This window comes from Clostridium sp. BSD9I1 (assembly GCF_900185645.1).
Lineage (GTDB): Bacteria > Bacillota > Clostridia > Clostridiales > Clostridiaceae > Clostridium_AK.
In genome coordinates this window covers 168,287-188,318 of sequence record NZ_FYAM01000023.1, presented here as the reverse complement: position 1 = coordinate 188,318, position 20,032 = coordinate 168,287, and the positions used below count along the sequence as shown (strand labels likewise).

Sequence of the window (20,032 nt, the reverse complement as noted above, 5' to 3'; positions counted from 1 at the left end):
TTTAGATATCAAATATAAGTTAACAAATATATTTAATGAAAAAAGTCGCTTTTATGCGACTTTTTTCATTAATTTTATCTTAGGATAGTTTGTTTTTGTGGTGGCTCCATGCCATCTGGATCTCCTTGACCTCTTTGTCCGCCATGACCTCCAGGTCCACCTTGTCCTCTACCCATATTTTTAATAGTTACACCTTCTTGAGTTACTTCACTTACAGTACTTGAAATTGTAAAACTTCCAACCTCTGTTCCCTTTGTATATATTCCATTGGAATATACTCCATTGGTAGGCGCACCAGTTGAACTCCCACCTATATACACTTTATATGTGGAACCAGTTTTAAACTTTGGTGAGGATACAACAACTGATGCATATTGTTTTGATGGTGCAAATGTAATAATGTTATCTCCGGTTTCACCTTCAATACGAACTAAGGTATTAGCGCTTTGTGAAGATAAATTTACTTTCACAGAATTTTGAGTTGAAGTTGAACTAGGGGCTTGAGCCATTCCTAAGCTGCCAGCAGAAACTAAAATGCCACCTGTCACTTCAAACTTTCCATCATAATCTAAGGATCCATTTCCATTATTTGTAGGGCCATTTACAATAACGGTACCATTTTTCATATATATTGAACCATTTGAATCAATACCATCTCCAGCAGCATTTACATTAATATAGCCGCCGTTAATATTTATTATACCATTGCCAGAGGAACTACCAGGTGCACCTCCTGTTTTTGAATGATCACTTTTGGCAGGATTTCCATCCATTCCTGAAGAATCATTGCCACCAGCAGCATTCAACCCATCATCATTTGCTAAAACATTAATATTTCCATCATTAATTGTTATAGTTTCACTTTCAATACCTTCATAAGATTTTTTAATATTTATAGTTCCCTTATTTATTGTTAAAGTAGAATCAGCATGTATACCATCATCACCTGAAGATATATTAAAATTGCCATTATTAATTACTAAGTTATTATTTGAGTGCATAGCATCCTCAGAAGAGTCAATGGTAAAACTTCCATTCTCTATTACAATATTAATACCTGCTTTTATAGCCTTAGCACTAGTTGACTCGTTGCTTTCTGCATCCTCAGTAGTTTCAGTAGTGGGTTTTGTATCAGCTTTAGAAGCAGCTATAGTAGCTTCATCGGTACCACCAGGCTTAGCCCCGAAATCAGGTCTTTCTCCCATCATGCCTCCAAATTGCTCTCCTTTTTTTACAACTGCATTTTTACTACCGCCACCTGAGTTGATTGTTATATTCCCATTTTTTACTAGAGTGTTTGTTGCACCTTGTATACCATCCTGTACAGCAGTAATATTAAGTATCCCGGCTTCAATTAATACATAGCCCTTTTCTAACTCTTCAGCATTGTCTGATTTTATCCCATCTTCACCTGAGTTAACTTTTATATTTCCATCTGTTATAACAACTGAATCCTTGCCTCTAATACCATCTGCCTTAGAAGTTATATTGATAGTACCCCCTTCTATTTTTAAATCATCTTTACTTCTAATACCATTTTTGTAGTTTGCATTAACAGTCAATGAACCTTTCCCAGTAAAGGTAAGATCGTCTTTACTAAATATTGCTGCATTGGGCTCATCAGCAGATGCATCTTCAAGTACGTAAGATTTTCCATCCTTTACATAGTTTTTTGTATTATCCGCTAATGAAATAATTGTTTTATAAGAATTCATAATATAAATAGGTGAATTATTAGAACAAGCAATATTTACCCCATTTAAAATAATATACACCTTATCTTTATCACCTGCATTCACTATTATTTGTCCATCAGTTAAAGAACCTTTTACGCTGTATGTTCCACCAGAAGTAATAGTGACCTTATTCTTATCTACAGATGCCCCTGATCCATTTACAGTTATTGTATCCGCTAATTCAATAAAGGTATTTGCTTCTCCTACAACTTCCTTTTCACCAGAAGACATTGTAATGTTTGAAATTATAGTAGAATATGAAGTTGTTGCATCACTTTTCTTTGTACATCCCGTTATGCCTGTACATAAAGCTAATCCAATTATCATAGTCATAAGTTTTTTATTCATAAACTTTCCTCCTAGAAATTTCTATACCAGTTATACAAATCACTTTTCAATATATTACTCTTAAAAATATAATATCATCTGAACCTTAATTTTAACTTAAATTCCATATATGATGTTTATAGATAATTTTCTTATCCACTTTTCATAATCTTATGTAAAGTTTTTATAATTTCGTTCATATAATAGTACTGATAATCTTTTAGGGGGAAATCTATATGTATAAGATGAATAAGTGCATGTGTAATTATATGCATATGAATCCTTATCAAAATATGAATAATCCTAACAATAAAGGCATGTTTATGTGCCCTATGATGAATATGTGCTATATGAATCAACGTGTAATGCCTTGTCATGAATTTATAATGCCTAAAACTAAGAACATATCAAGCCAAGATGATGAAATTCCCAAAATTAAGATGAAAACCGTAAAACTTGACGATTTAATGGACTAAATCGATAATACTTAATTTTAATAGTTATTGCTTTTTAAGAAATTTCGAGGGGATATCCCTCGAAATTTCAACATTATATTAAGTATTTAAGGTAACTATTCACTATTAAGGTATGCAAAGGGGGTAACATATATGGGAGTGGGCTATGTACTAGGGTGCTTTTTTAGTATTTTATTATGGAAAATAGATAGGCAAATAATATATCGTAGAATAAATAATACATTGAAAAAAGTTGTAAAAAATCCAGTAATACCTGTATTTTTTTATTATTTGTGTGCCGTGTTATTATGTATTTGGCTATCTGATATAAATAATAAAGAGGTATTCAATGGCATAACTGCATTTTTAGTTACAGATATAAGTAACAGTGAACGTAAAAGTTTAAAAAGAAGAGAAAAGGTTCATTTTTATGATTCAATATCAATCATTTCACGTTCTACAGTTTGTGGATTTATAGCTCCCTTCCTTTATATCATGTTATTTGGCAACAGCTTTGCAATTATTTATACATTAACGTGTAATCTTCGTATTATAAGTAACTTAAATTTTATAACTATATGCTTTAATATATCTACCTTTATTCCTGCATTTATAGCTCAAGGATTTTTATATATTATTTATGTTACTAGAAATAAGAAGTTCTCATTAGATTTTAAGGGAGATTATTTTATAAATTCTTATATGAATCCCATGTTAAATATAGATATTCTAGCTGCTTATGTAGAATCAGTTAATTTTTATCATTATTTTTCTAAGCAAAATACATCCTATCTTAAAAGCTATGGTGAATACAAAAATAAAATTGATCAGATATGTATAAGAGATTATATAGGCATTTCTTATGGAATTTGTATGATTTGGTTTATTATATTTTTTCTAATTACTATTCTAACTTCCTAACCTGAAAAAATTTAGTCGCCAATCTCTATATGCTTGAGACTAGCGACTATTTCTTAAGTGTTCTATTTTATTTTCCTCTAATATTATTAACCATTCCCCACATTTCATCTGCAGTTGTTACCGCACGAGAACCAAAGCTAAATGCTCTTTGTGTAATTATCATATCAGACATTTCTTTTGCCATATCTACATTGGAATTTTCTAAAAATCCCTGCATTATGCTGGAATTAACAACAGGTTGAGGCTCAATCCCTTCCTTAGGAACGTATAGATTTTCACCTACAGATAAAAGGTCATTATCTCCTACCGTATTATAAATATTAATCTTCCCCATTTCAATGTAATCATTTCCTTGTTTTACGGTTATTACTCCATCTTCATCTATTGAAAAGTTATCCTTAGTTAAAGGTATATTGGTATTATTATTATATTCTATAACTAATAAGTTGCCGTTTTTATCCACTAAATTTCCACTGGAATTTATATTAAAACTTCCACCTCGTGTTAGCATGTCCCCTTCAGGTCCCCTAACTCTAAAATAGCCTGGCCCATCTATGGCTAAATCTGTTTTACTCCCTGTTTGTACAACGGTTCCTTGAGAATTATCTCTTATCCATTGTCCTGCTTTAACGCCAGTGCCAGTTATGAGATTTTTATTTTCTCCTTTATTCACAGGATATCCTCTTCTATCTAATGTTTCATACATCAAATCTTGAAATGAAACTTCTTCTCTTTTATATCCAGTAGTATTAGAATTAGCTATATTATTTGATATAGTATCTAACTTTTCCTGCTGTGCCATCATAGAACTTCTACCATTCCATAAAACTCTAAACACTGCTCTTAACCTCCACTCTAATAAGTTCATAGTATCTAGCACCTTATTCCTGACATTACTGGTATCTGGTTACTATCTACTGATTACTAAAATTATACCCTTCCTATTTCATTTGCTGCTTTTCCTAAGGTTTCATCTAATGATTGAATTATCTTTTGATTTGTTTCAAAAGTCCTCATGACAGTCATCATTTCAATCATTTCACGGGTTATATTTACATTAGATTTTTCTAAAGAATATTGCTTTATATCCCCATTAGCTGCTACCTGCTGTCCATCTCCACTGTACATATTATCTCCAATTTTAGTTAAGGAATTATAATCCTGAAAATCTACAAGCATCATATTGAATTTGTCTAACCTATTAACATTTACATTTATAGGTCCCTCTTGTCCTGTACCAGTATTTATGCCAATTACATTATCTCCATTATCATTGACTAAAAAACCTTGAGAATTCACATGAAAATGTCCATCCCTTGTATAATATCTTTCAGCATTTATTCCATTATTTCTTTCTACTACAAAGAACCCTCTTCCATTTATTGCAAAGTCAGTTTCCTTGTCCGTTTCATCTAAAGTTCCTTGAGTAAAGCTTGTAGCAACTTCATCAATTTTACTTCCAAAATTTATTGTTCCAAGGTTCACTTTTACATTCTTACCATTTACTATTTTGTCCCTATTACTTAAAAGTACTTCGTTAAAGGACTTAGTTGCTAAGTTATCTACTTTAAAGCCTACAGTGTTTACATTTGCAAGATTATTTGTTACAACATCTTGCTTTGCTTCTTGTGTTATCATTCCTGATACTGCTGTATATAATCCCCTTATCATTTTTTCACTTCCTTATTCAATATAACTTTTGCTTCTTCTGGATATTCCATGCCCATATTTCGTGCCCTTTTTTCCACTTGATAATCACTCATTTGATAATTAATCTTAGTGCCAAGCATTGCTATAGTTCCTATAAATATTCCTATTCCTATTCCAAGTAATATTTTTCTATCGCTTAAAAATAGTATAAGTTTTTTTATTTTAAGTATAGTTCTTTTATTAATAGCATTTCACCCCTGCCTATATGTAGTACTTCTGCAACTTCATCCTCATTCATACCTTTATCAATAAGCTTTTTTATTTCTTCTAACTTAACACTATTTCTATTATCATCTTTATTATCGGTCACTGCCTCGTAATTTTTAGCTTTAATTCCTTCATTATGTATTTCTATATTTTTATTTATTTCTTTTTCTATATTTATAAGACTTTCTTCCTGAATTATATTATATTCCTTATTTAAAATTTCTTCTTCTTTTATATCATGTTCTAATTTATTTAATTTTTCTTTTAATTCTCTCATTTCCGTTTGTATATCTAATATGGTTTCTCCCATCTCTCGTCTAAGTTTCCCTATTTCTACCTCATAGTTTTGCATGTTTTCTTCCTTATTTATTAAAATGTGTTTAAATGAATTTTTATCTTTTTTAAAGGATATAATATTCAAAACTATAAGTGTTAAAGAAATTATTATTAAAAAATATGGCATTAATAATACTCCTTTTTGAATTAATTTATTAATTCTCTATATTATATTTTAATCTTTTAAGCTCATCTCTTAGATGCAATATTGCTCTGCTATGAAGCTGACACACTCTTGATTCAGATACCCCAAGTACACTGCCTATTTCCTTTAATGTAAATTTCTCATAGTAGTATAATGAAAGAACTGTTTTGTCCTTTTCTTTTAAATTATCTAAAGCCTTTGCCAAATACTCTAAAAGTTCTTTTTCTTCCAAGGTTTTTTCAGGGCTTGGACTTTTTTCATCTACTACTGTACCTATCAATGGCATATCATCATCTTCTGAGAATATTAAATTTTCTAAGGAGATCACTGATATATAATTAATATAATTTTCCACTTCTGAAACATCTTGTATTGAAACTCCAAGTTCAGTTGCTATCTCAAATATCTTTGGTTCCCTGCCCTCTCTCTTTTGCAAGTTTTCTACTGCAGCATTATATCTGTTTAATTTGTCCATTGCTCCCTTTGATATAGGGCTTATTTTACGCAGTTCATCTATCATTGACCCTTTTATTCTTATAGAAGCATAAGTTGAAAATTTCATACCTTTAGAAGGATCAAATTTATTAATTGCATCCATAAGCCCAATTAATCCATAACTTACCAAATCCTCATATTCAATATATTTTGTTTTCCCTATAATAACCCTTGATGCTATATATTTTACTAATGGAATGTATTTTTGTATTATTTGCTCTTTAAAATTTCCTTCTATCGCTATTGCCATAATTTTAATCCCCTTCTATCCCAAGTTTTCTTTGTTCCCTCATTATTTGAAATAATATTCTCATTATTTTATCTACAGTTTTATTATCTATGTCTATAAAACATATTCCATATATGCCTTTATTATTTTCATCTTTTTCTACCCTTACAACTTTCCCTTTTAAACTTAAGTTCTCCTCTTTAACAGGAATATTCATCATGATTATGTCCCCTAAATATAAATCCCTTGTTGCGCTAAGCCTTATTCCTCCTGCACTTAAGTCCAGTGCGTATCCACTATCAAAGGTTATTTCATCCTCATTTATATCTAGTAGTCCATTTTTATTACCTATGACAGCAAATAATATATTGCTTAAAAAATATACTCTTACAAAATTTCTTCTTTGTATTTTAGTAAACTTTTCAGGCTTCTTTAAAGTTATCATCATTATTCTGTCTATTTTTCTTCCTAAGACAGGAGTAAAAAATTTATACACAGATTTATCTTGGTAATATATTCCTTCTATAATTTCACCTTTTCTTAAAGGTAAATAACTTCCACTCTTAACAGGAACGCTTATTGCAATATATTCATCGGTTAAATCTTGTATATTACTCTTATAAATTCCGTCTTCCATCAAAATTTCAATCTTCTCATTTACTTTGAAATTTATCCTCTCACTCATGCTCATAACACTCCTACCCTAGTTTATATTTTATGAAAATATAGCAAAAATCTTTTTAAATAAACCTTTTACAGAAACATTGTCCTTATACACACTAGTTCCTACAAGCTTTTCTGCTATTTTTTCTATGGCTCTTGCTGATTCTGAATAAGGTGCACTTATTACCACTGGATCTTGTTTTCTTACTGCTTCTGTAAGCTTTCTATCTTCAGGAATATCTCCCAAATAACTTAATTCCATATTTAAAAATCTGCTTACAGTACTCCTAAACCTCTCATAAGTACTTATAGACTCCTTTAAGTTAAATGACTTGTTTATAACCACATATGCTGTATCCTTTAACTTAAAATGTCTTACAGCTTTTAAAAGACTATATGCATCTGTAAGGGATGTAGGTTCTGGAGTAGTTATAAGTATGAGCTCCTCTGAACATGCCACAAAGGCTAATACATCTCTATTTACTCCTGCACCTGTATCCATAAGCAAGAAATCTACGTCTTCTATTTCCCTCAATTTGGTTATAAACTCTTCCCTTTGAGAATCTGAAATCTCATCTATCTTTGAAAATCCATTTCCTCCAGGTAAAAGCTTTATTCCAAATGGCCCTTCTACTAATACTTCACTTATCCTCATGTCTTTAAATATAACATCATATATATCATATTTAGGTATGTGTCCCATTAGCACATCATCATTTCCCATACCTACATCTGCATCAAATATCATTACCTTAAATCCCTGCCTTTGGAGGGATATTCCTAAATTAACTACCAAATTACTTTTACCAACTCCACCTTTGCCGGAGGTGATAGTAATTATACGCGGGCCCTTTTTAACTTTTTCAGCTTTGTTTTCCTGCCTTTGTTCTATAAGCTTTCTTAAATTTGCTGCTTGATCTAGCATACATTATCTTCTCCTAGAACTAAATTCACTATTTCATCTTTAGAAGGAACTTTAATATCATCTGGAACATTTTGTCCGGTAGTTATAAAACTTAGCGGCTTTTTAGCAGTATTTAGTATATTCAAAATTGGCCCATAAGTTGTAGTTTCATCTAACTTTGTTACTATAATATAATTATATTCTAGTGCTTTATATCCTTCTAATATTGTATGTATATCCTTATTTTTTGTTATTCCGCTTATAACTAAATGAATATCTTTTGTATTTATTTTATCTATAAAGGCTCTTAGTTCTGAAATCTGCATTACATTTTTAGAGCTTCTTCCTGTGGTGTCAACTAAAATGGTATCACAATCTTTCATGCCTTCTATTGCACTTTCCATATCCTTTATAGAAAATACTACCTTAAAAGGTATATTCATTATATCCGCATAGGTTTTAAGCTGTTCTACCGCTCCAATTCTATACGTATCTATAGTTATTAGTCCCACTTTTTTCTTCTCTAAAAGTGCAAGTCTTCCAGCAAGTTTTGCTATGGTAGTGGTCTTCCCAACTCCTGTAGGCCCTACCAAAACTACTATATCATTTAGTGTTTTTTCTTTTAATTCGATACTTTTATGTAATATCTCTTTAACAGCTCCTATATTTTCCTCTTCTTCTTTAGGAAGCTTTGTAAATATTTCTTCAATTATTTTAATTTCTACATCATTTTCCTGAAGCTTTTGCTTTAATTTACTATTAGAAGATTCTTTATCATCTGTTACATTCATCATATTTTTCATCATGCTTTTCATTTCATGAAATTCTTTTAAAAGTTCATTTTGAGTTTTATTAGCTTCTAATTCTGCACTTTTATGATTCATACCTAATGAAGCTTTGTCTTTAATTAATGTTTTTAAAACTTCAAAACTATCCTCTTCTTTTTTAGGTACTTCTTTAGCACTGTTGTCTACAGCTGCTGTAACTTCCAATACTTTTCCTTGAAAAAACCCCAAAATCCCAGGCTTCTTTACTCTTCTTTGACTTATTATTACTGCCTCTCGACCTAGTTCGTACTTTATTCTATTCATAGCCTCATTCATGTTATTTACAATATATTTTCTTATCATCATTTTATACAGCCACAACTCCTTCGGCCTTAATTTCTACATCATTTGGTATTTCATTTATAGAAAGTACACATAAATTTGGAAATACCATTTCTGTAAGCTTTCTAAAAGCTGGTCTTATTTTAGGAGATACCAATATTACAGGTTGACCTTCATAAAAGAATGTACCTTCTATAGTATTTCTTAAAGAGCTCAAAATTCTTCCAGTGGTTTCTGGATCAACTGCCGGAAAAGAACCTTGCATGGATTTTTGTATATTATTTGCTACTATTTCTTCTATTTGTGGTTCTAAAGTTATAACTGTTATAGAGTTATTTTCATCTATTAAAGAATTACATATGCTTCTTGCAAGTGAAAATCTCGCATATTCTGTTAATACTTCTATATCTTTTGTAGTTCTTGAGTTATCTGCTAAAGATTCAAGTATAGTTACCATATCTCTTATAGATACTCTCTCCTTTAATAGATTTTGTAGAATCTTTTGTATTTCACCTATTGTCATAAGATCTGGTATAAGTTCTTCTACTACTGTGCTATATTTTTCCTTCACCGAATCAATGATGACCTTAACTTCCTGTCTTCCTAAAAGCTCATAGGAATGGGATTTTATAACTTCAGTTAAATGTGTTACCATTACCGTTGTCGGATCTACCACTGTAAGCCCTTTTATCTCTGCATCTTCTTTTTTATCATTATTAATCCATATAGCTGGAAGTCCAAATGCTGGCTCTATAGCCTTTATCCCCGGCATTTCTACTTCTCCTGATGGATCCATACATAAAAGCATACTAGGCATAAGTTCTCCTTTTGCAATTACAGTTCCTCTTATCTTTATCACATATTCGTTAGTTTTAAGTTGAAGGTTGTCTCTTATTCTTATAGGCTGTATTACAACTCCCATTTCAATAGCGCATTGTCTTCTAACTGACGTAATTCTTTGAAGTAAATCTCCACCTGATGCCTCATCTGCTAGTGGTATAATTCCATATCCTATTTCCACTTCCATTGGTTCAACACTAATAAGATTCATAACATTTTCAGGTTCCTTGGCTTGTATTTCAGTAATTTCTTGATTCTCCAATTCTATTTGCTCTATAACTTTAGCTTGTTCATCCTTATAAAGCATGTATGCTGATACTCCACAAGCTATAGAAAGTATTAAAAATGGTGGCTTTGGAAGTCCCGGTATTAAAAACATAAAGAATAGTACTGCAGATGCCATAGCAATTACCTTCGGAAATGCAGTAAGCTGATTACCTACGACCGAACCAAAATTTTCTTCATTTCCTGAACGAGTAACTAATATACCAGAAGCTGTTGATATCAAAAGCGCTGGTATCTGACTCACAAGTCCATCTCCTATAGTAAGTCTTGTAAAAGTTGCTGCTGCCTTTGCAGCATCCATATTCATCATTAAAACTCCTATTATTATTCCACCTAAGATATTTATACCTGTAACTATAAGTCCTGCTACTGCATCTCCCTTTACGAATTTAGATGCTCCATCCATAGATCCATAAAAATCTGCTTCCTGTTGAAGCTTTTTTCTTCTATCTCTTGCTCCAGTTTCATCTATAAGTCCCGAATTAAGATCTGCATCTATACTCATTTGCTTACCTGGCATAGCATCTAATGTAAATCTTGCTGATACCTCTGAAACTCTTGAAGCACCACTTGTTATTACAACAAACTGAACTATTACTATTATTAAAAATATTATTATTCCAACTACATAATTTCCTCTTACAACGAAACTTCCAAAGGCCTCTATTACGCTCCCTGCACTTCCTTCAGATAATATAAGTCTTGTAGAAGATATATTAAGTCCTAATCTAAATAATGTTGTAACCAACAGCATGGTTGGAAATGATGAAAATTGTAGTACATCTGTGGTAAACATAGTCAAAAGCATTATTACCACTGAAATTGTAATGTTTAATGCTAAAAGCACATCTAAAAACCATGATGGAAGTGGAATTATTATCATCATTACTATGGCTATAACTCCAAAAGCTATTACAATGTCTATATTATTTTTTATATTAAATCTTTTGCCTGTGTTTTCCACATTAATTCTCCTCACTTTTTAGTTAATAATCCTTATAATTAACTACTTGCTTTTCATTATAACTGCCAATATTTCTGCCACTGCTTGATACATCTCTACAGGTATTTCTTCATCTATTTCAACCTTTTCATAAATCATTCTAGCTAATGGTTTATTTTCTATAATCGGTATTTCATATTCCCTTGCCTTTTCTTTTATCTTTAATGCTATATAATCTGCTCCTTTTCCTATTACCTTTGGAGCTTCATCTTTTCCTTGTTTATATCTTAGTGCTATAGCTAAATGAGTTGGGTTTGTAACAATAACCGATGCATCTGGAATACTTTGCATCATTCTACTCATTGCCATTTCTCTTTGCTTTTGTTTTATCTTTCCTTTTACTTGAGGATCTCCTTCTTGCTGCTTAAATTCTTCTTTTATTTCCTGTTTTGTCATCCTCATATCTTTTTTAAATTGTCTTCTTTGAAATATGTAATCCGCTAGTGCTAGTGCTACTAGTACTAAAGTAACTTTAAAAAATATACTTTGAATCAATTCCTTTATAGCTTCTATAAGAACTGAAAATCTTAAATTATACAAATTTAAAATTTTAATGTAGTTTTCCATTAAAAATTTATATCCTATATATCCAACTACTGTTATTAAAAGCACATCTTTTACTAGTTCTACTAAAGTTCTTACAGAAAACATCCTTTTAATCCCGCTTATGGGATTTAATTTTTTAAAATCAGGTTTTATAGGCTCCTTTGTAAACATAATTCCAGTTTGCATAAGATTTGCAGCTATTCCCATAATCATAATAGGTATCATTACAGGTAATACAAGCATTGCAACTCTCGTTAATGTTATAAATGTTATGTAAAATAAATTATTATAAGATAATTCCATATATAAGAAATTAGTTAAAAAATGAATTATAGTGTCTTTAAGTCCTTCTACTATATAATTTCCTAGTGCTGTTATAATCAATGTACAAGCTAAAAGTGTAAGTGCTAAACTTGCTTCCTTACTCTTAGCTACCTGTCCCTTCTTTTTTGCTTCATTTAATTTATGAGGGGTAGCTTCCTCAGTTTTATCATCTGAAGCAAATATAAATAATACAGGAATCATTGGTAATGTATTAAATATTCCTTTAAAAACCTCTGTCATTAAACTAAATGCTTCCCCAATTAAGTTTAAAAATATAGGCATTGCAAATAAAAAACTTGCCAGTACCATAAGTATTTTAATCGGAAGCCCTAGTATCATAACATTTAGTTGAGGAACAGTTCTAGACATAAGTCCCAAAACTAAATCTGTTATTATTACAATTAATATAATTGGTATTGCCATTTTAAAGCCAATTATAAAGAAACTTATGAATGCCTCTACTATAATTCCTGGGGATCCCTGGAATAGTATAAGTTTTCCAAGAGTTACCCATTTAAAACTTTCAATAAGCTGCAATAACAAAATATGATGTCCATCTACTATAAAAAACATTACAAGACTTATCCAATATAAAAGTCTTTCTATTAAAGTAGCATTGCTATTTGAATTAGGATCAAACATACTTGCCATGGATAATCCTGATTGAATATCCATCATACTTCCTGCAAATTTAGCTGCCATAAAACAAAGTTCCACTGCAAATCCAAGTATTATTCCTGTGATAATTTCACTTATACCATTTCCCATAAAAATCATCATATTTGAAGCAGAATTTATTTTTGAAAAGTCTACACCTGGTAAAATAATGTACGATAATATAATTGCTACACCTATTTTTGCCATTGGCGGTGTTCCTTTGGGAAAAAGTCCAGTTGCTACAGTAAAAAAACTAATAAGTCTTAAAAAGACTAAGATAAGTGCTGTAAAATATGCTATATCTATCAACTAAAACACCCCAACGATTTATTGTATTATATTTGAAATCAATGCAAATATTCTTTCTGTAAAGTTTACAAGCTGATGAAGCATAAAACTTCCTGTAAGAAGTCCAACTATTGCTACAGCTATAAGCTTTGGTACAAATGTCAGTGTTTGCTCCTGTATTTGTGTTGTTGCTTGAAATATACTTACAATAAGACCTACAATTATTGAAACTCCAAGTATTGGTGCCGCTACTATAAGTCCTGTTTGTATGGCATCTTTTACGATTCCTATTACCACATTTTCGCTCATTTATTAATCACCTCATTTAAAACTCATTATTAAAGATTTTACTAGGAGGTGCCATCCATCAACCATTACAAACAAAAGAAGTTTAAATGGCAATGAAATCATCACTGGTGGAAGCATCATCATACCCATGGACATAAGTATACTTGCTACTACAAGATCTACAATTAAAAATGGAATAAAAAGTAAAAATCCTATTTGAAAAGCTGTTTTCAATTCACTTATTATAAATGCTGGAACTACAATATACAGAGGCATCTTTTCACTTGTCACATCTTTATTTATCTTTCCCACCTCTACAAAAAGCTGTAAATCCTTTTTTCTAGTTTGCTTTAGCATAAATTGTCTTAGCGGTGCTGCTCCAATTTCTATAGCTTGTTCTTGACTTATTTTATTTTCCATATATGGAGTAAAGGCCTTAGAATTAATTTCATTATATACTGGTGTCATAATAAATACTGTTAAAAACAGTGCTAGTCCTATAAATACTTGGTTTGGCGGTGATTGCTGAGTACCTATAGCATTTCTTAAAAATCCAAACACCACTGTAATTCTTATAAAACTAGTCATCATTATAATAAAAGAAGGAAGTAATGTAAGTATAGTAAGCATTATAAGGAGCTTTATATTATCTACATAATTTTTAGAGTTTCCTGCTCCATCTAAAGATATATTAACCCTTGGGATTGGCACATTCGCAGGAGCTGCATAAATTTTAGATGAAAATATAAGCACACAACATACTGCTATTAATATTGTTCCAACTAAGACTTTAGCATTTTTAATATTTAGTTTCTTCATCTTTATCTTCCTTTTTAGATTTTAATTTATTAATTAAATCTTTTATGTTACGGTACTCTGGAATTTCCTTTGAGCACTCAATTTTAATTATATCTTCGCTAGGTACTTCAAAAAGAATTTCTATTTTACCTTGCACGCTAGATACTACATAGGCCTTTTCTCCTATCTTTACTACTAAAATATTATTTTCTTTGGATAGTGAAAGCCTATCTAATACTTTCATATATTTTCCTTTTTGAAGATCTTGAAGCTTTCCTCCCCCATATTTTATTGATATATATATAAGCATTAGTACAAAGGGGAGGACCACTATTATCTTCAATAAAGTTGCGAAAAACTGTAAATCCATATATACCTTACCTTTATTCTTTAGTTTTACTGAACTAATATTTCATTAAAATAAATACTTTCACATCTGCCTTCTTTAAACATTGGATTTATTCTATTTAATATTTCAAGCTTTATATCTTCTGTTCCTTTAGGAGTAAAATCCTTTGCTTTTTTAGCTCTTAGTACACTATTAATTGCATCTCTAAGCATTGGTGTCTTACCTTCAAGTTCCTTTGCAAGCTTTTTATTGCTGTGCCCTATATAAATATTTGCTTTTACAAACCTTTTCTCTCCCTCATCTGAAAGATTTACTAAAAATTCGCCAAGTTCAAATGTGAACTCACTTATTACAGGTTGCATTGTCCCATTTGCAATTATTTGTGTTGAAGGTGCTTGTGTAGATAGATTGTTATTTACTACTTGAGTATTACCCCCACTTGCCTGACTATTATTTTTATTGACTAGCATATATCCTCCAAAAGCTCCTCCAGATATAGCTAAAACTACGATAATTATAATTATTATAGTTTTGAAAGTTTTTTTTCCTTTTCCTTCTTTAGCTGTCTTTTCACTCATTTACTACCATTCTCCTTTTCTGATGCTACAATTACTATATTTACTCTTCTATTTTTTGCTTTATGTTCTTCTGTATCATTAGAATATAAAGGTTTATATTCTCCATATCCTGCTGCAGTAAATCTAGAAGGAGTATGTTTCTTGGTTTCAACAAAGTATCTTACCACATTTACCGCTCTAGCTGTTGATAGCTCCCAATTGGAGTTATATTTATAATTGCTTATAGGCACATTATCTGTGTGCCCTTCTACCACTATTTCATTAGGTAAATTTAATATTATCTTGTTTAATTTATCAAGTATTGGTAAACTAGAAGGCTTTATTTCCCCTTGTCCAGTTTCAAAAAACACATTATCTTTTAACTCTAATAGCACTCCGCGTCTATCTGATTTTACGCTCACAGTATTTTGAAGTTTGTTTTGTTCAACAAAATCTCTGACTTTATCATAAAGCTCATTTTCTCTTCCGCCAGTATCAGACCCTAAATCCACCGTTTCCCCTACCAAAGGCACATCTCCATTTTTCATGTTAAAATCAAATATTGTCTGTCCACTATCTCCAGATAAAACACTTTGAAATGCAGAGGCTATTTGTTTAAATTTTTGAGCATCTACACTGGAAAAAGAATATAGTAAAACGAAAAAGGTTAAAAGCAAGGTTACTGTATCCGAATAAGTTGCAAGCCATTCATTATTTGCTCCTCCTGCATCGCTACCCCTTCTTTTTCTTCTAGCCATTTTCAGCCACCCCTTCTGCTTTTACAGATACTGCATAATTCTTTCTCTCTTCAGGTGACAAATAAGCCATAAGCTTTTCTTCAACTATCCTTGGATTTACACCTGATTGAATAGAAAGTATTCCTTCTAACATCATATCTCTTATAACAACCTCTTGTTCACTTTTCAGTGATAAATTTGCTGCCATAGGATTAAATATAAGGTATGCCATTAATGAACCATAAAATGTAGTTATAAGTGCCTTTGCCATACCTGATGCTATTTGACTTGAATCCGAAAGATTGGCAAGCATTTGTATAAGTCCTATAAGTGTACCTGCCATACCAAATGCTGGCGCATATCCTCCCCAAGTCCTTAGCATCTCTATTCCTTCTTTATGACGTCTTTCCATTTCAGAAATTTCTAAATCCATTATTTCCCTTATGGTTTCTGGCTCAATACCATCTACTACCATCTGGAGTCCCTTCTTTAAAAAATCCTCCTCTATAGAGCTTATTTCATCTTCTAAAGAAAGAAGTCCTCCCCTTCTTGCTTTTCTTGAAAGAGATACAAATTCACCTATTATATCTGGTGCAGATTTTTCACTTTCTCTAAAAGCCTGAATTATTATTTTAAATAATTTCTTAAATGTATTAAATGGGTAAGCTATTAGCAAGGCACAAAATGACCCACCTATAGTTATTATCACAGAAGATATATCCCAGAAAAGTTTAAGCTGTCCAATACTATATTCTGTAATACTTACCATGGCCATACCCCATAGCATCATTCCAAAACCTAACGTTATACCTATTGCTGTTAATATATCCCTTCTTTTCATTTCTTAGCAGCCTCCTGTGAGTTCATGGAAAATATTCTCCTTTTGTATATTAGAACTCTCTCTAAAATCTCATCTAAAGATTCTCGTACTAAATACCTTTTTCCATTAACTAAAGTAATGAGGCTTTCAGGCACAGACTCCATTTTTTCTATATGCTCTGCATTAAGTATAAATTTTTTTCGATCTAATCCCGTAACTTCAATCATTACTTTGACCTCCTTGTCACTATAGTTTTAATTATAAGTTTTAATCAAGTGTATAAAAATTTCATCAATAAGGAAATTTCTATACACTTGATTAATATTAATAACAAAATTGCCAATTAAAACTATCTCTTAAGATTAACTAACTCCTGAAGTATTTCATCACTAGTTGTTATTATCTTTCCATTAGCCTGAAAAGCACGAGAAGCAACTATCATTTCTGAAAACTGTTCTGCCAAGTCTACATTGGACATTTCAAGCATTCCTTGTGCCAAGTCTCCATACCCTTCATCATTTGCATCCTCTTTAGCTGTTCCAACTGGTGTTCTAATAACTGCAGGACCAGAGTTTGCTGAGTTTTGCCATATATTTTTGCCTGCCTTAGTCATACCCTCAGGATTTTTAAAGGACGCCATAGCAATTTGACCAACTGCTGTCACTGTATTATCACTTAAAACGGCCTTTATAAGTCCATTTTTGTCAATGGAAAAGCTCTTTACTCTTTTCATTTCTCCATCTTCACCCTCAATTTCATCTGGTATAGCTAAAGGTACTAGCTCCTCCTCATTCTCAGGTTTTAAATCCTTATCTTCTGCATCCACATAGGCCATTTTTACTTTGCCATCTTCTACCTCGTATCCTTCAAAAGCATATCCTAATACTCTCAAGCCGTCAGAATTTATTAAGTTACCATTGTAGTCTAACTTAAAAGCTCCATCACGGCTGAACATTGTTTCCATATCCGTCGCGCTTTTAATCGTCATATATTTTTCGTCACTAGTGTCAATAGTAATTTTCCCTTCTACGTCTCCCTTACCTACTATAAAAAATCCTTCTCCATCTATAGCTACATCAAGCATTCCTCCTGTAGGCTGCATATTACCTTGAGTCATTGTTGTGTCAATTCCAGCAACCTGCACGCCTAACCCTACTTGGCTTGGATTAGTTCCCCCAATATTTCTACCTGGCCCTGTTGCTTCCCTAACATTTTGACTTAACATATCTTGAAATCTTATCCTTTGATTTTTAAAAGCTGTAGTACCTACATTAGCTATATTATTACCTATTACATCTAACTTAGTTTGATTTGCTCTAAGCCCACTTATACCTGAATACATTGCACGTATCATTTCATATAACCTCCAATTTAAAATATCTTTATATGTTAAACACTTTTATCTTCATTTTCCTCTTTGGAATCATCTGGTGTTTCTACGTTATCTTGAGAACTCTTTGGTGTTTCCACAACTTCTATAATAGAGCTATACATAAATTGTCTTATATCATCTACTTCTGTACCATCTTCAAGTTTTATCTTACCAACATTAACATTTACTCTTACTACACTTCCATCTTTGGATACTCCAGTAACTGTACCTACATGATATTGTCCCTTATCATTTAAGGAATCAATCATTACAGTTTTACCAATTAAACCTGATGCTCCAGAAAAATTCATGGAAGTATTCATATTTGTCATCTGCTCTAAATTAGCAAATTGAGCCATTTGAGCTACATACTCAGTTCCATCTTTCCCACCTGACAATGGGTCTTGATTAGTAAGTTCTGCTGCGAGTATTTGTAAGAAAGCATCTTTACTTAATTCTCCTCCAGCTTTTACTATCTTAGTACCTCTATTTGTTTTAGTGGATGAATATGCTTGATTTTGAGTATTAACGCCTGTAGTTTCTGCCATTCTTTCACCTCCTTAAGCAAACAAATTTACATTATTTAGTTCTTCGTTTGGTATCATTATTTCATCCATATCAAGTCCTTGAATTTCTGTAGTAGATGATTTATTTTTTTTCTCTTGCTGTTTCCCACTATTTTCATGTTGAGATTGTCCCCTAAAAAAAGTTGTATCTTCGTATATATTTATGTTAAGACTTTCAATACGTATATTATTTTGTTGCAATTTATCATTTAACTCTGAAAGATGAGCGTTTAATAAATTGAAGGCTTCCTTATTTTGTGCATTAATGGTTGCCTTCATTACGCCTCCTTCTACAGTTACTTTGATTATTATTTCTCCTAGTTCTTTAGGATTAATTTTCACAGTTAAATCCTTAAGATTGTTTATTTCTATATATTTCACTGTTTTTAGTATGTCATTTACAAAAGTATCTTTATTTATAACTATATTTTCTTCTGCTGGGACTTGTACATTTTCTACAGTTGTCTTTAAATGATTGATGAAATTAACTGCATTTTCAATTTTGTTATCTTTGGAAGAGTCCTTAGATAAATTTTTAAGTATATTTTCTTCTTGTGAGAGCTTGTTATCTTTTAAACTTAAAAAACTATCTTTATCGTGTTTAATATTGTTAGATATTACATTAGTTCCTTTATCTTGTTTAATATTATTAGATACTACATTAGTATCTTTATTTAAACTTACTTCATGCTCTTCAAATATAACTCCAGTTTTATTTGAAGATTTATTTAAACTTTCTTTAGCTTCTTTTACAAGTGAAGCAAGTTCTTCCTGTAAATTTTGTTTAAAAGATTCTGGCAAACCAATATGTAACTTATTATCTAAAATATTTGCATCAATATTTTCTAATAATGAATTAAGTTTATTCTTGAAGTAGCTATCATCTAAATTAACATTATCAATTAAAAGTCTCACATTGGACATTATTACTTCCTTTAATTGACTTACTTCGTCTTTAGAAGTAATGTTATTTAAGGAATTTAATATTAAAACTCCCATTATTGAAATAGCTTCATTTGGTAAAACATTACTTTCCTGTGCACTTAATATATCATCTTTTATAAGTTGTTCTAAATCTTCAATTGAGTTTATATTATTTAGCTTTTCTTCACTTATTCCTACTTCCTTTAGTTTATCTTTTATGTTATTCATGTCCAAACTAGAATTGTTATCTATTTCTTTGCCTTCACTTTTACTTCTTGTTTCTTGCAAATTATCTCTTTTAATTTCCTTAGAGGACAACTTACACTTATTTTCTAAAGTTTTAGAAAAGTCATCCTTAAATTTAGTATCTTCTGACTTTTTAGGAGTTTCTATATTTTTTACATTAAAATTAGGTGTAATTTCTCCTAATGCTACATTCAA

At 31.1% G+C, this 20,032-nt stretch carries 23 protein-coding genes; 2 read left to right on the top strand and 21 right to left on the bottom strand.

All coding sequences use genetic code 11. From position 1 onward, the window contains the following. Positions 1-74 precede the first annotated feature (74 nt). Positions 75-2,084, bottom strand: a complete 2,010-nt coding sequence (locus BSD9I1_RS08315) for a carbohydrate-binding domain-containing protein (RefSeq protein WP_186429954.1) — start codon at positions 2,082-2,084, stop codon at positions 75-77. A 215-nt stretch (positions 2,085-2,299) separates the two neighbouring features. Between BSD9I1_RS08315 and BSD9I1_RS08310 the strand changes: the two genes are divergently transcribed. Together BSD9I1_RS08310 and BSD9I1_RS08305 are read left to right on the top strand one after the other, a co-directional pair. After that, complete coding sequence (locus BSD9I1_RS08310; RefSeq protein WP_186429953.1) at positions 2,300-2,539, top strand: hypothetical protein; 240 nt, start codon at positions 2,300-2,302, stop codon at positions 2,537-2,539. Between the two features lie 132 nt (positions 2,540-2,671). Then, the gene (locus BSD9I1_RS08305; protein WP_186429952.1) at positions 2,672-3,439 is read left to right on the top strand and encodes a hypothetical protein; all 768 of its coding nucleotides are present in this window, start codon (positions 2,672-2,674) and stop codon (positions 3,437-3,439) included. Positions 3,440-3,506: 67 nt separating this feature from the next. Here the strand turns inward: BSD9I1_RS08305 and BSD9I1_RS08300 are convergent, their stop codons facing one another. From BSD9I1_RS08300 to BSD9I1_RS08210, 20 genes are all read right to left on the bottom strand, one after another. Continuing rightward, a complete protein-coding gene (locus BSD9I1_RS08300) occupies positions 3,507-4,277 on the bottom strand; it encodes a flagellar hook-basal body complex protein (RefSeq protein ID WP_186430749.1) in 771 nt (256 codons plus the stop codon). Positions 4,278-4,369: 92 nt separating this feature from the next. Further along, complete coding sequence (locus tag BSD9I1_RS08295; protein ID WP_186429951.1) at positions 4,370-5,110, bottom strand: flagellar hook-basal body complex protein; 741 nt, start codon at positions 5,108-5,110, stop codon at positions 4,370-4,372. After that, on the bottom strand, positions 5,107-5,229 hold the full coding sequence (locus BSD9I1_RS19005) for a hypothetical protein (RefSeq protein WP_278281164.1): 123 nt from the start codon (positions 5,227-5,229) through the stop codon (positions 5,107-5,109). The genes BSD9I1_RS08295 and BSD9I1_RS19005 overlap by 4 nt, the downstream gene beginning before the upstream one ends. A gap of 77 nt (positions 5,230-5,306) precedes the next feature. Next, positions 5,307-5,819 carry a hypothetical protein gene (locus tag BSD9I1_RS08290; protein WP_186429950.1) on the bottom strand — a complete coding sequence of 171 codons (513 nt, stop codon included), beginning with the start codon at positions 5,817-5,819 and terminating at the stop codon, positions 5,307-5,309. 28 nt (positions 5,820-5,847) lie between these two features. Then, positions 5,848-6,582: a FliA/WhiG family RNA polymerase sigma factor gene (locus BSD9I1_RS08285; protein WP_035310882.1), complete on the bottom strand. Its 735-nt coding sequence runs from the start codon at positions 6,580-6,582 to the stop codon at positions 5,848-5,850. A gap of 4 nt (positions 6,583-6,586) precedes the next feature. Continuing rightward, positions 6,587-7,246, bottom strand: a complete 660-nt coding sequence (locus BSD9I1_RS08280) for a flagellar brake protein (RefSeq protein WP_186429949.1) — start codon at positions 7,244-7,246, stop codon at positions 6,587-6,589. 30 nt (positions 7,247-7,276) lie between these two features. Then, a complete protein-coding gene (locus BSD9I1_RS08275; protein WP_186429948.1) occupies positions 7,277-8,149 on the bottom strand; it encodes a MinD/ParA family protein in 873 nt (290 codons plus the stop codon). Further along, positions 8,143-9,261, bottom strand: a complete 1,119-nt coding sequence (gene flhF / locus BSD9I1_RS08270) for a flagellar biosynthesis protein FlhF (protein ID WP_186429947.1) — start codon at positions 9,259-9,261, stop codon at positions 8,143-8,145. Before flhF ends, BSD9I1_RS08275 begins: the two co-directional genes overlap by 7 nt. Position 9,262: 1 nt before the next feature. Beyond that, positions 9,263-11,326: a flagellar biosynthesis protein FlhA gene (gene flhA, locus BSD9I1_RS08265; protein ID WP_186429946.1), complete on the bottom strand. Its 2,064-nt coding sequence runs from the start codon at positions 11,324-11,326 to the stop codon at positions 9,263-9,265. 42 nt (positions 11,327-11,368) lie between these two features. Continuing rightward, the gene (locus tag BSD9I1_RS08260; protein WP_186429945.1) at positions 11,369-13,201 is read right to left on the bottom strand and encodes a fused FliR family export protein/FlhB family type III secretion system protein; all 1,833 of its coding nucleotides are present in this window, start codon (positions 13,199-13,201) and stop codon (positions 11,369-11,371) included. An 18-nt stretch (positions 13,202-13,219) separates the two neighbouring features. After that, entirely contained in the window at positions 13,220-13,489 is a 270-nt protein-coding gene (fliQ, locus tag BSD9I1_RS08255; protein ID WP_186429944.1) for a flagellar biosynthesis protein FliQ, read from the bottom strand. 12 nt (positions 13,490-13,501) lie between these two features. Beyond that, positions 13,502-14,287, bottom strand: a complete 786-nt coding sequence (fliP, locus tag BSD9I1_RS08250; RefSeq protein WP_035310870.1) for a flagellar type III secretion system pore protein FliP — start codon at positions 14,285-14,287, stop codon at positions 13,502-13,504. Continuing rightward, positions 14,268-14,636, bottom strand: a complete 369-nt coding sequence (locus BSD9I1_RS08245) for a flagellar biosynthetic protein FliO (RefSeq protein WP_186429943.1) — start codon at positions 14,634-14,636, stop codon at positions 14,268-14,270. Before BSD9I1_RS08245 ends, fliP begins: the two co-directional genes overlap by 20 nt. Positions 14,637-14,662: 26 nt before the next feature. Beyond that, complete coding sequence (gene fliL / locus BSD9I1_RS08240; RefSeq protein ID WP_186429942.1) at positions 14,663-15,193, bottom strand: flagellar basal body-associated protein FliL; 531 nt, start codon at positions 15,191-15,193, stop codon at positions 14,663-14,665. Further along, the gene (locus BSD9I1_RS08235) at positions 15,190-15,930 is read right to left on the bottom strand and encodes a flagellar motor protein MotB (protein WP_186429941.1); all 741 of its coding nucleotides are present in this window, start codon (positions 15,928-15,930) and stop codon (positions 15,190-15,192) included. Before BSD9I1_RS08235 ends, fliL begins: the two co-directional genes overlap by 4 nt. After that, the gene (locus tag BSD9I1_RS08230) at positions 15,923-16,750 is read right to left on the bottom strand and encodes a motility protein A (RefSeq protein ID WP_186429940.1); all 828 of its coding nucleotides are present in this window, start codon (positions 16,748-16,750) and stop codon (positions 15,923-15,925) included. Before BSD9I1_RS08230 ends, BSD9I1_RS08235 begins: the two co-directional genes overlap by 8 nt. Further along, entirely contained in the window at positions 16,747-16,956 is a 210-nt protein-coding gene (locus BSD9I1_RS08225; RefSeq protein ID WP_186429939.1) for a flagellar FlbD family protein, read from the bottom strand. Before BSD9I1_RS08225 ends, BSD9I1_RS08230 begins: the two co-directional genes overlap by 4 nt. Before the next feature lie 122 nt (positions 16,957-17,078). Continuing rightward, positions 17,079-18,083, bottom strand: coding sequence for a flagellar hook-basal body complex protein (locus tag BSD9I1_RS08220; RefSeq protein WP_186429938.1), 1,005 nt, complete (start codon positions 18,081-18,083; stop codon positions 17,079-17,081). 35 nt (positions 18,084-18,118) lie between these two features. Continuing rightward, a complete protein-coding gene (locus BSD9I1_RS08215; protein WP_186429937.1) occupies positions 18,119-18,649 on the bottom strand; it encodes a flagellar hook capping FlgD N-terminal domain-containing protein in 531 nt (176 codons plus the stop codon). Between the two features lie 12 nt (positions 18,650-18,661). Next, positions 18,662-20,032 (bottom strand): flagellar hook-length control protein FliK, encoded by a 1,371-nt coding sequence (locus tag BSD9I1_RS08210; RefSeq protein ID WP_186429936.1) that lies wholly within the window; start codon positions 20,030-20,032, stop codon positions 18,662-18,664.